The organism is Porphyromonas sp. HMSC077F02 (assembly GCF_001815465.1).
GTDB lineage: Bacteria > Bacteroidota > Bacteroidia > Bacteroidales > Porphyromonadaceae > Porphyromonas_A > Porphyromonas_A somerae.
Map to the genome: position 1 here is coordinate 60,371 of NZ_KV820646.1, position 14,191 is coordinate 74,561.

12 protein-coding genes are annotated in these 14,191 nt (G+C 46.3%); 1 reads left to right on the forward strand and 11 read right to left on the reverse strand.

The window, feature by feature from the left end; all coding sequences use genetic code 11:
* Window positions 1-41: 41 nt before the first annotated feature.
* From HMPREF3027_RS03245 to HMPREF3027_RS03295, 11 genes are all read right to left on the reverse strand, one after another.
* Complete coding sequence (locus HMPREF3027_RS03245) at window positions 42-473, reverse strand: type II 3-dehydroquinate dehydratase (protein ID WP_070707008.1); 432 nt, start codon at window positions 471-473, stop codon at window positions 42-44.
* 87 nt (window positions 474-560) lie between these two features.
* Window positions 561-1,439 (reverse strand): phosphatidate cytidylyltransferase, encoded by an 879-nt coding sequence (locus tag HMPREF3027_RS03250; RefSeq protein ID WP_083317486.1) that lies wholly within the window; start codon window positions 1,437-1,439, stop codon window positions 561-563.
* A gap of 12 nt (window positions 1,440-1,451) precedes the next feature.
* Window positions 1,452-2,558, reverse strand: a complete 1,107-nt coding sequence (locus HMPREF3027_RS03255; protein ID WP_070707013.1) for an endonuclease/exonuclease/phosphatase family protein — start codon at window positions 2,556-2,558, stop codon at window positions 1,452-1,454.
* A 1-nt stretch (window position 2,559) separates the two neighbouring features.
* Window positions 2,560-3,204: a rhomboid family intramembrane serine protease gene (locus tag HMPREF3027_RS03260; protein WP_070707015.1), complete on the reverse strand. Its 645-nt coding sequence runs from the start codon at window positions 3,202-3,204 to the stop codon at window positions 2,560-2,562.
* Window positions 3,179-3,847, reverse strand: coding sequence for a rhomboid family intramembrane serine protease (locus HMPREF3027_RS03265; protein WP_070707017.1), 669 nt, complete (start codon window positions 3,845-3,847; stop codon window positions 3,179-3,181). The genes HMPREF3027_RS03260 and HMPREF3027_RS03265 overlap by 26 nt, the downstream gene beginning before the upstream one ends.
* Before the next feature lie 71 nt (window positions 3,848-3,918).
* Window positions 3,919-5,316, reverse strand: coding sequence for a glycoside hydrolase family 10-like protein (locus HMPREF3027_RS03270; RefSeq protein ID WP_070707019.1), 1,398 nt, complete (start codon window positions 5,314-5,316; stop codon window positions 3,919-3,921).
* 123 nt (window positions 5,317-5,439) lie between these two features.
* A complete protein-coding gene (gene panC / locus HMPREF3027_RS03275; RefSeq protein WP_070707021.1) occupies window positions 5,440-6,288 on the reverse strand; it encodes a pantoate--beta-alanine ligase in 849 nt (282 codons plus the stop codon).
* A 136-nt stretch (window positions 6,289-6,424) separates the two neighbouring features.
* On the reverse strand, window positions 6,425-7,108 hold the full coding sequence (gene lipB / locus HMPREF3027_RS03280) for a lipoyl(octanoyl) transferase LipB (RefSeq protein ID WP_070707023.1): 684 nt from the start codon (window positions 7,106-7,108) through the stop codon (window positions 6,425-6,427).
* Between the two features lie 12 nt (window positions 7,109-7,120).
* On the reverse strand, window positions 7,121-10,057 hold the full coding sequence (locus tag HMPREF3027_RS03285) for a PD-(D/E)XK nuclease family protein (protein WP_070707026.1): 2,937 nt from the start codon (window positions 10,055-10,057) through the stop codon (window positions 7,121-7,123).
* Window positions 10,058-10,107: 50 nt separating this feature from the next.
* Entirely contained in the window at window positions 10,108-11,526 is a 1,419-nt protein-coding gene (locus tag HMPREF3027_RS03290) for a DUF4270 family protein (RefSeq protein ID WP_070707027.1), read from the reverse strand.
* Window positions 11,527-11,607: 81 nt separating this feature from the next.
* A complete protein-coding gene (locus HMPREF3027_RS03295) occupies window positions 11,608-12,456 on the reverse strand; it encodes a glycogen/starch synthase (RefSeq protein WP_018028157.1) in 849 nt (282 codons plus the stop codon).
* A gap of 734 nt (window positions 12,457-13,190) precedes the next feature.
* Between HMPREF3027_RS03295 and HMPREF3027_RS03300 the strand changes: the two genes are divergently transcribed.
* Window positions 13,191-14,033 carry a glycoside hydrolase family 16 protein gene (locus tag HMPREF3027_RS03300; RefSeq protein ID WP_083317487.1) on the forward strand — a complete coding sequence of 281 codons (843 nt, stop codon included), beginning with the start codon at window positions 13,191-13,193 and terminating at the stop codon, window positions 14,031-14,033.
* Window positions 14,034-14,191 lie beyond the last annotated feature (158 nt).

A 14,191-nucleotide genomic window follows, 5' to 3' on the forward strand; every position in this document is an offset into this window, starting at 1 on the left:
AATCAATCGTAATATATACTTTCTTTCTTTCTTTCTTTCTTTTACCTTCTAGCAATTAAGTGTGCAACAGCCAAGCGGTATCCATCTAGTCCAAACCCCATCAAGGTCCCTACACACACCTCGCTCAGGAGGGTGATGTGTCGGTGAGGCTCCCGTGTAGCAAGGTTGCTAATATGCACCTCTACTACAGGACACTCTATCGCACGCACCGTATCCTGTAGGGCATAGGAGTAGTGTGAGAGGGCACCAGCATTGAGAATCATCCCACTAGAGTAGGGGGCTTGGCTCTGCATATAATCAATTAAGTCTCCTTCGTGATTGCTTTGGAAGTAGACCAATTCCCATGCCGGGAATAGGTCCCTCAAGCGTTCGAGGTATTCATCAAATGGGGTGCTCCCATATATCTCTGGCTCCCTTGTCCCTAGCATATTGAGGTTGGGACCGTTTATGATATGTATCTGTCTGCTTTCCATGCTATCACTTCCTTTGTCTATTGCAAAGATAATCAATTTATTCGTGGCGGAAAATAGCGGATCGTACTATCTGCACAGATGCTTCCCTTACGACAAGATGACCAAATTAATGTAGAAAAAGGATGGGATCGCTACAAAGAGAAGACTATCAATCCGATCCAAGATGCCCCCATGCCCAGGGAGGATATTGCCCGAGTCCTTCAACCCATAAGAGCGTTTCAAGAAACTCTCAAAGAGGTCACCGAAATTGCCAAAGAAAACGATCAATACCGCCAGCGTAATCCAGTTGGACATAGTTGCTACCTCAGGGAAAAGAGAGTGAAACCCAATAGCCCCAAGAATGGCTACCACGCCACCACCGATAGCACCCTCCCAACTCTTATTAGGGGATACACGGCGGAATAGCTTGTGCCGACCCAGTAGCGAGCCGATGAGATAAGCTCCAGTATCATTGAGCCAAATGGTTACCATAATGGGCAGTAGCCAAAAGGTGTCGGGGAAAGCAAAGTCGCTACCTAATCGCTCAGCCACACCATATCGGCTTCCCATGGTTAGTACCAGTAGACCAAGTGGTAGAGCTGTATAAAGGTGGGCAAAGAAAGCGTGCCCCAACTCAACTGAGGGCTGCCGTTGAAGCCTATAGATCTCTCCAATCAGATAGAATAGTAGGTAGCAAAAGTAAGGGAGTAGCACTAGGAGTGTCCTTTGCCAATCCCCCGAATAGTCAATCAGTGTATAGGCGGCTAAGATAGGGAGCCCAGCCACCATGCCATGAACAATTCTTAGGAAAAGGGCATAGAGATTGGCCCCAGTCATCAATTGATACTCGTATGAACCAAGCATGGCAAATAATGCCAATACCCAGGCCATTAAGTCGATCCGATTGGTCAGTATGCAACCTAAAATGATACCGACATAGACAGCTCCTGTAACCGCTCGTGAGGCTAATGATTTAAGTTTCGACATACAGATATTTTGCTAATTCCACTTGAAGTCAACAATAAGTGGATTGTGATCACTATACAATTTATATTTTGGAATACTACTTCCAATCGCTTTAATTTCCCCCTCATAAAAGAGGTGGTCAATGCGGAAAGGCATAAGCCGTTCGTTGAATGAGACAGAAAGTCCTAGCCCAGTTTCGCTATAGGCATCTCTCATCTGGCTCCTTAGCTGACTGTAGGTATAGCTCATGGGCGTATCGTTGAGGTCCCCAACAACAATGGTCACTTGTGGCTGATACTCACTCTGTAGCTTTTCCACATCCTTTCGCACCTTACTTGCCACGCTAGCCCGTTGATTCAGTCTAGGACCCAATCGACGCTTCACCTTGATAAATTGCTGAGGTAGGTCCCTTATGCTAAAGTCTTTAATATAACCTTTGTATTCCTCTACTTCCGAACTATTAAGGCTATAAGACTCTAGATGGTTATTGACCAATAGTAGAGTGTAGCCCTCCTTTAATTCAATGAGGTACCCGCACGATCCATTGTGTGACGATTCATACTCAATACCCTCTACAGACTTGATTGGGAACTTTGATAGGATGGCTTGTGTCTTGTGGATATGTCGGTAGGGGTAGCTGCTGAAAAGGCTCTTAAGCTTTCCGTCTGTTGGGAATTGGTCTGGGTATAGATTGGCCTCTTGGAGAGCTAGAATGTCGGGGTCGTAGCTTTTAATTAGTTGAGGTGCTAAGAGTGTTCCCTCTTCGTCTCTGCCCAGAAAACTCTGTACGTTGTAGCTCATCACCCTGAGGTCATACTCCTTCTTTAGACCCTTACCAAAATGAATGGGGAAGTAACTAAATATATAGCCTATTGATAGGATGAATAGCAATGTATAGCAGCCGAAGTAGAGCCACTTCCGACGGAGTAGATAAAAGAGCCAAAGAAGCAACAGTCCAGCTAACAATAGGGGGTAAGCAAGATTAAGAAAGGCTGGGATCTGCGTCTTCAGCGGTGAGATAAAGGGAGATAGCACCGCCAGAATGTAGAGTGCAATAAAGAGTAGGTTCGGAATCAACTCAATAGCACGAAATGTGGTATTGAGCAGACGAATAGTCCTATCCTTACGCATCCTCTTCATATTACTTGAGCTGCTCCTGCTCCTCCCTCGTGAGTGAATGATAGCCAGAAACCCTCGTCTTTTCCACGAGTAATTCGGCAGATGGTGTCTCCTCTAAATGCTTCTTCCGCTCAGAGAAAATAACCCATAGAGTTCCCACAATATAGCCCATCAGATGTACCCCTTGAGTCACCTGCCCTAGCTTTCTTTGCGTTGCGAAGTCAAAGATGAGCACAAATAACATTGCATAGAGTAGCCACGCTCTTTTTTGGCGAACCGACTTATAGAGCACTAGTGGCACAAGGGCGGCAATGCCAGTAGAAGCACCTACCAATACGCCATCGCCTATGAGCAGAAAGAGCAAGCCCCCTGAGAGAATGCCGCAAAGAAATAGCCCCAGTACCGTACGGTTACTGATGCCACAACCCACAGAAAAGAGTAGTAGCATCAAGAGCATCCCCACATTGATTACTATATGACGCCAATAGGTATGCACAAAGCCGTAGGTCACTAGGCTCCACGGCTGGCTGAGAAAGGTACCCCCATCACTGGGAAGTGCCAGCCTGCTGATAGCCCCGTTCCCCCACGATATCACTACCCAATAGAGTAGAAGTATCGGGATAAGCAGTGCAAATCGCCTATTAGTAAAAGTCCTGCCAGCCATCATCGAGTTGTCGTGCTCTAGCTCTCTTCTCCCAAAGTTTGATTAGAATAAATCCAAAGAGCATCCCCCCTAGGTGGGCAAAGTGAGCTACTCCATCTGCCGAGCCTGTCACTCCCAAGAAGAGCTCCATCACACCGTAGCCGATCACCAGCCACTTTGCCTTGATAGGAATAGGGATAAACATAATGAAGAGTGGCACATTTGGAAACATCATACCGAAGCCGAGCAAAATGCCATATACCGCACCACTGGCCCCTATCGTAAGCAACTGCTCAAGGAGGTAGGGTGGGTATCCCGCAAAGCTAAAGCTCCACACCAGCTCCTGCATCAGCCCTGCACCAATACCTGTAATGAGGTAGAAGAGGAGAAATCGCCAACTGCCCCACAACCGCTCCAACGTATTGCCAAACATCCAAAGGGCAAACATATTGAAGAATATGTGACCCAGTCCTGGGGCGTGTAAAAACATATAGGTGACCAGCTGCCAAATCCTAAAGGAGTCAGACCCAATATAGTGCAGACCCATATTCCAGGTGAGGTCATACCCTATCCTTGGTAAAGCAGACTGTGCTAGCCAGCATATCACATTGATGATGATGAGGTTTTTCGTAACATCCGAAACCTTATCTCGTAACTCTATTCTCATCCTATTTATCCTCTATTTGCGTGCTTACTACTTCACAAAGATACTCTTTTTTCTCGTTCTTTCCTATCTCTCTACTGCACGGGGGCCTCCTCTTCCCTATAGTAGTAGACCCCTCCAGTCAGCGGAAGTACTTCTAGTTGAGTTGATAGATCGTACTCACTTACTTTGATACCGATGAGCTGACCCCGCTTCAAGACACTCCATGGGATAGTTGCTTCCTCTTTAGTTGTAACAAGAAAGGGGGCTTCTACCCCATTTGGCACCTCTCCATCGTGTGAAAGATAGAGCGCAAATAATTGTCCCTTACTACTTCCATGCCACGCCACATGTAGCCCATTAGGTCGTCCCTCAATCTGTAGTTCCTGGCCATCGAGCCAGTCCATCCATACTCCTCTATCGAGGGGCAACTGTGCTCTTTTATCCCAAAATTCTCTCAATGGTGTAGACAAACCAATGCCATGCGAGATGGCGTGCTCTGCTCTGAAAAGAGCCACCCCAGCAATATTGGAAAGGCTATCAAGATAATTGATCTGGTTCATCACCTCACTCTTGGGCCAATTACCCTCTCGCTCCAATACCATATAGGGAGCCAAGCCCACTACTAGTGGCACATTGAGTAGCTTTTGCCACTCCTTTACAAAAGGGTAAAAGCGTTCGCCACGAGAGTACATCATCGGCACCACGAAGTCGATAATACTATCACGGCACCAAGCCACTGGGTCTTGCCAAGCCTCATTCATGGCGGTCCAACCACTATACTTCAGCCCTGGCACATTGTCGTAAGTGCCAATCACCGATGCACTCAGTAGCACGTCAGGGTGTCCCTCCTTCGTTGTTTGGTAAATCGCTCGCACCATCCGATTGATGTTCTCTCTCCGCCACTCGTCCAGACTCATGCTACCGCCCCGCTTACGGTACTCCTCGGCGTCGGGAAATTGCTTGGCTCTATCGGGATAACGGATGTAGTCCAGATGAATGCCAGCCAAAGCATAGTGATCCAATAGCTCACGTACCACACTACAGATCAGCTCTGTGCTACTTGCCTTAGCTGGGTCTAGATACCAGCCCCGCTTATACCTCGCCATCTCATTGCGGTACTTTTTGGGAAAGCTCCACGACGGCATGCTATTCACCTGCTTGTCATTGCCCATGGGCGTCACTGCCACCCACGCATGCACCACCATTCCTCGTTTGTGGCACTCTTTGATGGCAAAGTCAAGGGGATCGTAGCTCAGTTGGTAGCTACTACTTACAGGCACAAAGTCGCCACTCATCGGCTCAATCTTTGAGGGGTAAATGACCCGCCCTCTACTACGCACCTGCAGAAATACGGTATTGATGCCCAGCTTGTGGAGCTGGTCTAGCATCCGTACCAATTCTGCCTGCTGCTGTCTCTCTCCTGATACGCTAGTGGCGGGGCGGGAAGGCCAGTCAAGACCGTAGTTTGTGGTAAGCCACACCGCTCTCATTTCATACTTTCTGCCTACCTCTGATGCCCACAATGATGATGTGGAGAACCAGAGGAAACCCACAAGGAGTAGCGCGACTATTTGTCTCTGCCTACTCACAGATTGCAACTTGCTCACCCTCTATTATCCTTCGAATGAGATGTGGTCAATCAAGCGTACTTCACCGCAGTAGACTGTGATACAGCCAGTAGTATTGCCGTTCCACGCCTTAGCCTCCTCCAGAGTGTCGCTGTTGACGATGCTAAAGTACTCCACCCGAAGGAGTGGATCAGTTTCAATCTGTTTTACCACAGCTTCATGCACCTCTGCTACACTCTTGCCAGATTCCTTCAGTCGCTTCCCCTCTTGCAATGCCTCGTAGATCTTAGGGGCTGCCGCACGCTCCTCATCGGAGAGTCGGCGGTTACGCGAACTCATTGCCAGCCCATCACTCTCACGAATAACCGGGCAAGAGATAATCTCAATATCCGCCAAGTCGGGGCATAGAGCACACATTCTCTTGATGACCGCAATCTGCTGAAAGTCTTTCAAGCCAAAGTAGGCTCTATTTGGTCGGACCAAGCGGAAGAGTTTGCTCACTACCCATACCACTCCACGGAAATGTCCAGGTCGGTGTGCACCCTCCATCACCTCTCCTACACGTCCGAGGTCTAGGTTAGGTGCCTCCTCTCCATCCTCATACATATCCTCGGCAGTTGGAGTAAAGACAATATCTACCCCCACCTCGCCCAGTAGCTTCAGATCCTCCGCCATATCGTGCGGATAGGTCTTCAGGTCGTTGGGGTCATTAAATTGCGTGGGGTTCAAGAAAAGACTCACCACCGTTAGTTCGCATTCACGCAAACTACGCTCCACGAGGCTCATATGTCCCTCATGTAGTCCGCCCATAGTAGGTACAAAGCCCACCAGTTTCTCCCCTCTTATCTCATTTAGCTGAGCAACTAGCTCCGCTTTAGTCATTGCTATCTTCATAAGTCAATAAAATTACCATTCTCCATATTCCCCTAACTAATACTATTCTACACAAAAGTAAAGATAATTTATGACACTCATCACAAAGAGTGGGCAAAAACGACTGTTCCCACCTTGCTACAGAGACTTTACCAAATTAGAGGGCTATATTTCTCTGGAATAACTCTTGGAAGCTCTCTATAAGATCCTCCTTAGCTTGCTTCATAGAGATTTCGTGCTGAGCCTCAATAGAAAGATTGGTAACCCCTCTATCCGTAAATCCGCAGGGGTTAATCACATTAAAGGCTTGAGGTGGTGTGCTAACGTTAAAGGCGATGCCGTGCATGGTAACAAACCTACTTGCTTGGATCCCGATGGCGCATAGTTTGCGTGGCCGTTGAGAAGGATCTACCCAAACACCAGAAACCCCATGCATCCGCTCCCCTTTCACACCATACTTAGCAGCCACATTAATGGCCACCTCTTCAAGCAACTCAACATAGCGACGCAGTCCTATCCCTAGCTCCTCGAGATCAAATATAGGATAAATTGTCCACTGTCCAGGCCCATGGTAGGTGACATCCCCTCCTCGCTCTATCTGGTAGCATTCTATTCCTTGGGCGTGAAGGCGCTCAGGAGAGAGTAGGATATTATGCGGGTCGGCATGCTTACCAAGTGTGAGCACAGGGTGATGTTGATTGAAAATCAGATGGTGCTGCACTGGTAGGTGTTGTCGCTTTGCTTCAAGGGCTTTCTGGAAGAGATCCTTTTGCTGAGCAAGTGAGTCTTGATAACTAATGAGCTGACCTGTGGGGCTATTGTCAATGAGTTGAATATCCATGGTAATATATAGTTATCTGTTTGGAAAGAGCTTTGCCTTATTGCAGAGCTCTCTACCAGCACAGTAGTTACAGCTATTCTTTCGGTTGTTGGGAATAAATTCATCATCTGTTTCGGCGATACGACGAAGGGCTTCATTCAATTGCTCTTTGAATCCTGTCTCAATCAGACTAAAGCTATCAATTGTCTCATTTTTGGTCTTGTCAATATTGTGTACAAACCAGCCCTGATCGGCATCGCGTACTTTGATGAGCATAGGAGCGATATCCTTGACCGCTTTCTTTCCATAAGCCTCTAGATACATCACGCAGTAGGTGAGAAGCTGTATGGCGGCCCTATCAATGTTGCTGTTTTCGGGGTCAAAACTTCTTTCGAGGTTAAACTCTAGTTTATCGCTACCTGTCTTGTAATCTACCAGCCTTAGTTTGCCCTGCTTGATATCAATACGGTCAATGGTGCCACGTAGATGGATAGTTTCTCCATTTTCTCCGTAAGTATAGAGTGTGGATATGGTCTGTTCCCCTCCACAGTAGGTGAAAGGGGCGTTTTTGTTGATGTCCAGTTGAATGGTGTTTTGGACGTCTTGAAAGATTAGGTCTTTGTACATCTCAAAATAACCATTGAATTGGGTTTCATCTGTCTGATAAGCTTTGTAGTAAGCTTCTCGGACGGCATTGGTGATAAGGTCGGGTTTGTCAAGAATCCCCTTTAGATGCTCTTTGGTCACCACAGTCCCATTAAAGCCATTATACAGTATCTCAAGGGCTTTGTGGGTAATGGTTCCGACATCATTTTTTTCTAGTACATCGGTGAGCTCGTCTGGGTCCCGTAGTCCAAGAATGTTTTGGTAGTAAAACTTTCGGGGACAGGTGAGGTAGTTGATGAGCGCACTCGGGGAGAGTCCATACTTGGATTGTGGCACTTTACTAGTCAACTGGGCTCTATATGCTTGGATCTTCTGACGGTCGAGCTGTAGGTCTTTAGAAGGTATGGGGGAAAGTGGAAAGTAAGCATTGTACCGCTTGGCTGGCACTCCGTAAATATGGGTGAGAAGTGTAAGGTAACGAGAGGGCTCTCCACTAGCTCTTGCCGTTTTACGAGAATCGTAGAGGGTGTACAGACGCTCACTTCGCCCAATCATGTGGAAGAAGTTGTAAGCACGGATAGCATCTTGCCATTTGTAGGTGGGGAGGCCTTTCTCATACCGTATATTCTGAGGAATGAGTCCATATTTTCGGCTTTTGGCGGGTAAGAGCCCTTCGCCCGCATCCATCACGATGATGTTCTCAAAGTCTATGGATCGTGCCTCCAATATTCCCATCACTTGTACCCCTTCAAGGGGTTCGCCGGAGAATGGAATTCGAGCTTGAGAAATGGTGGTATGAATAAGGTCGTGTAGGAGGGGTAGGGTGAGCTGATTTCGTGCCGTTGCGTGAGCCGCGACGAATCTATCAAGCGACCCTTTGATCTCCAGGAGTAGCTCTTCTACCACGGTAAGAGACATTTTGATCGTTGCATCATCGGAAAACTTCTCTTGGAGATGTACGAGTAGCGTGAGCGTATTATGTAGTAGGTCACCTTGCTCGTATCTGTCAAGATTGAAAAGCAGGCGTAGGTCTTGGTGCCGCTCTTTTTCAATCGCCTGAGAGAGCTCCTCCTCTGTAAAGTAGAGCTTCTTAGGGGTTTTAGGGTTGAGTAGCTTGGTGGTATCAAAAGTGCCCTGATCTAGCTCCAGCCCGAAGAGATCAATTAATTCCTCCCGCCGCCAAATAGGCATCTCGTTCTTCCGACGTCCATAGGCTAATCTCTGGAGATTCAGGAGGTGTAGTAGCTTGGCGATAATCGGAAGGTACTTAATGGGGAAGCCCATAGTGATATTGAGCTTGAGGGGAGCTTCCCCTACTTCACTATCCTGTAAGTTGGAGAGGAGATTGGTGAGCTGGCTTTCATCTGGAAGGATAATAGCGGTATTGGGATCGCGTAGGTTGATCAGCTCATCGGTCTGTAGTTGCGGGATAATCTTCTGAGCAATGTAATTTGCTTGACCTAGTTTGGAGGGGATAGAGATAATATGTAGCTGTGGCTGATGCTGTGAGTTTTTATCTCTCGTATAAGCCAGCCTATCATCTGTAGGCTCAGGGAAAAGGGTGTCTCTTACTTTTCTATTTTTATCGGTAAACTTCTGCTGTACGAGGTAGCTATCATAATCCCAATAGAAAAGGGTCTCACTATTTTCCTTGAAGTGCTTGAGTATCTTTTGCTCGCTTTGTGAGAGCGCATTGAGCCCGATAAACACATTGACCTTGGGCTCTTTGAATAGCTTTAACTCCCCATTTTCTAGTCTTTGGGTTATGTCACGCATAAGCATGCCATTATAGACTAGCCCCTCACCGCGAAGGGTTTCCTTGAACTGGGTGTAGATTTCAGGGACGTACTGCCAAAAAGCCGTATATCCCCTGTCTAGATTTTTCTCGAAGTTAGGTGCATATTTTTTAAGAGCGTCAATCTGATCTTGGTTCAGTAGATCCTTGGCTGGTATCGTGAGCTCATCGAGTAAATCCATATTCTCAAATATCGATAACGCATCGGCAAGATGATTGTCGATATCATTGAAGTCAGCCAAGAGTTGCTTCCCTATTTCGTAAAAGTTCTCAAAGCTATATTCACTCTCTTTGTATACTAGCTTATAACTGGTGTAGAGGTGGTAGATGAGTAGCAACTCATTATTGACATTCTCCTCCGGAAGGTGAACAGCCCGCCTCAAAAAAGCGCCTAGAGTCGTTACCTCAGGAAGTAGTAGTGGCTCGTCTCCTGCCACTTGCCTGAGATAGTGGAGAAAGAAATGACCGGATCTTTTGTTGGGAAAGAAGAAACGGTACTTATAGAGCTGCTTGCCTTCGATCCGAAAGAAATGCTGTGCTAGTCCCCTGAGGTATGAAGTGTGGCTCATAGTGATGCTACAAAACTTTTATGGTGTGGAAATGCCAGCTTTCTGATCAATTAGAAGGGCTTACCCTCTTTACGCTGTATGATAGTGGCTTCAAGCTTAGTATTCTGTGGGGTGATAGCAAACTTAACTGCTGAAGGGGGCACCAAGTGGGTAAGACTAATGGTGGCTCCTCCTGCATCTTGGCTCGCTTTCGTTAGCTCTACAGGAAGGATGTAGACCTCTAGGTCTTTATTCGGTTCCTCTTTGATATGCTTGATAATAGCGGAGCCAATATTGCCGAAGTGATAAGTGCTGGAGCCCCTTACGACCATCTCACCGATAAATGAGGTATAGGCAGCTCCAAGTGAGTTTTCAGTTAACTCCTTTTCAAAAAACGTCTTGGTACTATCTACTGGTAGCATGAGAAGGGTCTCGGGAATGCCATATTTTGTGGCAGTAGCCGCTGAGGCGGTAGTCCCTTGCAGGGTATATGTGACTGCATTGAGTGTTCGGGAGTAGCCTGCTGGCGCCTCTTTTAGCTCCTTGGCAATCGTGCGAGTAGGTAGTGTGGCTTTTATCCAAAGGCCTGCTGGTGCCTTGATAGTAGCAAATCCTTTATCTTCAAGTAGCTGATCCACTCTGAAATTGGCAAAGCGCGATAGCTGTGGTACCTCCGAGGTGTGAATCAATGTCTGTGCAAATGGCTTGATCTCTTTCTTCTTTTTCTTGGTTTTGGTATCCTCTACCTCAACCTCCTTGGAGTACCAAAAGGCTAGCTCAGTACTGGTGACTCTTATGACACTTCCTTGCCCCGCCGTAGTGTGGAGGTATAGGCCAGGGAACCACTTGTCAAAAGCGGCCTGATTGGCAAAGACGGGGTCTCCAGCTTTGGAGCGTGTGAAGAACTCCTCCCCTAGTTCCTTGGGGAGTGCAATGGAAAGCATATAGTTTCCTTTTCCTGAATTACCTTGTATCCTCTGTGAGCCTCTGCCTGCCCAATAAGAGAGCGAGCCTAGCTTTTCTCCTACATACTCCTTTACCTCTGTGATAGAGTATTTATTGTGTTTCAGTGGCTGCTTAACTCGGTTGGCAGTCACGGTCATGCTGGAGATAGTATCACCAGCAAATCCGTCGTAGTAGATGTAGAGCCTTACGGAGTCAATGCCAGTGATGACTGACTCGTCTTTGAATCTAAATCCGCTAGGAATGCGAAACTGGGTTAGATACTCTGTCTCAATGCCACCGAACTCTTCGCTGGACATCCGACCTAGGTAGCCCAATGCACTACCTACATAGATATCATTATTCCCAGCTTCGGTACCTGCTGGTACGGTGCGAAGTGTGAGTGCAAAGTCTTTGCTTATGGGCTCTCCCTTAAGATATTCAGGGAGCAAATCCAATCCAGTGGCATGTTGATCATTTTCACAACCCACTAGGAGTATTGCTAGCACTACTCCTACACTTAGCCAACCTTTTATAGTCCTATTCATATATTTGCTCTATATATTGATAGCCTTTTATACAGCTATCCTACCGAATTTTATTATTGGAAAAACATCTTTTTTTTGTCCCTATTCTTCACTCTCTTCCTCTTCTTCTTCACCAATAATGCTATTGTAGAAGTCTGCTACTGACTCTATCAATTGGTCATCGCTTTGGAAGTCAAGTACACTCTTCCCCGAGCCCTCTATTGCAGCAATAAGTTCCTCAGAACTATTGGTTTTGGAGTAGATGATGCCATCCACATACTGTAAGATGAGCTCTACGAGTGCCTCTCGATTAAGTGCCTGCCCATCCAGAAGTGGGTGCTTGATCTGGTCATACGCCAGTACCTCGGTGAGTTGTTCATCAAATGGATACTCTGGAGCTGTATCGTAAGCAGAGTAGACGATCTTGGCACGTGAGAGGGCTGGGTCATCCTTGAGTAGTGTCCTCAAATAAAGGGGGGCTAATCCGGTGAACCAACCGTGACAGTGGATCACATCGGGTACCCATCTTAGTTTCTTTACGGTCTCAAAGACTCCACGGATAAAGAATACGGCACGCTCTACATTATCCTCGTAGTAGGTGCCTTTTTCATCTGTGAATACCCCTTTTCTACCAAAGAAATCCTCATTATCAATAAAGTAGACCTGCATACGCTGTGGCATCAGGCTCGCTACTTTCACCACTAGCTGGTGTACTTTGTCATTGACAGTAAGGTTGACACCCGATAGACGGATCACCTCATGAAGTTGGTGGCGACGTTCGTTGATCACTCCATAATTGGGCATAAATGTACGGATATCATTGCCTCTACCCATGATGCCCAAAGGGATAAGTTTTGAATCCTTACCTACCTTACTATCCTCTAGGTAGGGATAGATTTCTTGTGCTAAGTATAGCACCTTCTTCCTTGCCTGTCGCCGTTTCCTTATCATTCTTTTTCTCCTTTGTTTTTAATATATATCTGCCAATTCCCTCGCTAAATAACTTGGCAAACAGCCGTCTTAATAGGCTATCCATCCCCCATTAAACTCCCCAAAGTTACTCATTTTTCAGCACATAGGCAAAAGCCGCTATTTCGAAGCTTTTTGTGTTTTCTCTCGCAAGACTCTCTACTAGTGCACTTTAAGTACTCAATTCAGCCCGATCCAAGATGGGAAATGAATCGTAGGGGTTGCGCATTAGAAGTACCTAGTGAAATGCCTCCCTAAAACAGGGGCAAAGCCCCCCTCAAAACCAATTGATAACCAGAGCTATACAAAAGCGTTTGCCGAGATGCAACTAAGCATTTGCTTAGTTGCATCTCGGCAATTGCTTAGTTGCAACTCGCCGATTGCTTAGTTGCATCTCAACTTTTACCCTACTAGCATAGAGGTTTTATGGAGGTCTCAAATCAAATGTCTTGGTGATGTCCAAGATGATATTTTCCACCCGTATGGGAACTAATCTAAAGAGGCTATGGCTAAATTTATTATCTTTGTAGAAATAGGTTAATGAAATGGTGATAATGACCTAAAAACCTACCTATCGGATGCTTTTACTTACTCCGACAGAGTTGTACGTCTCTGTGAATAGTAGGGTGGAAGATGGCAATGGTTGGGGGACAGACTGGTGCCAGGAGAACTAAATAATGTAGTCCCCACTGATAATCCTATAGTTATGATTGGAAATGATGAAGATAATTAAAAATGTGTGGTTGATACCCCTACTACTGCTTCAGGTAGCGTGTAGTGATGGTCGATCTTCAAGAAATGATTCATCCGTACAGCCTGATGCCACAGTGCCAGAAGGATATACCTTGGTGTTTAGTGATGAGTTTGATCAGAAAGAAAGCGGGCTCCCTGATCCCACTAAGTGGTATTATGATGAGGGGGCAAAAGGCTGGGGGAATAATGAACTACAAAGGTACATTCCTGGCTTTTTAGGCAATGATACTTGCGCAATTGTAGAGAATGGTGAGCTGAAAATTATTGCTAAGCAAGTAGGAGATGCCGTTTACTCTATTCGTATGAATTCGAGGGAAAGCTGGAAGTATGGGTACTTTGAAGCGCGACTAAAACTGCCTAGAGGTAGGGGAACTTGGCCAGCATTTTGGATGATGCCAGACAAGGAATATACATGGCCTTTAGATGGAGAGATCGATATTATGGAGCATGTCGGTTATGACCCTTGTAAGGTGTATAGCACCATACATACTGAGGCGTATAATCATAGAAAAGGCACACAAAAGAGTGGTTCGACGGTAGTCGATGACCCATTTGATACTTTTCATATTTATTCTGTGGAGTGGACAGCAGAATACATTCGAGGATTTGTTGATGGTAAGTCGCATTTTGAATTTGTCAATGGTAAAAATGGGGATAAGTCCTCTTGGCCATTTGACGAGCCATTTTATCTGAAGCTAAACTTAGCTTGGGGTGGCGACTGGGGAGGACAAGAGGGAGTAGACCCATCAGCGCTTCCCGCCACTTATGTGATTGATTATGTGCGTGTTTATCAGAAAAAGGAATAAAAACTTTTGAGACGTGCTGATTGCAATTCTCTTTATGTATATGTATCAATAAACGAATAGCGGGAGATTCTACGCTAGTTGAAGATAAAATAGGGGGTGGTGCACTAGCACCACCCCCTATTCCTTAAGTATGACGGGCATGTCATACATCTGTGGTG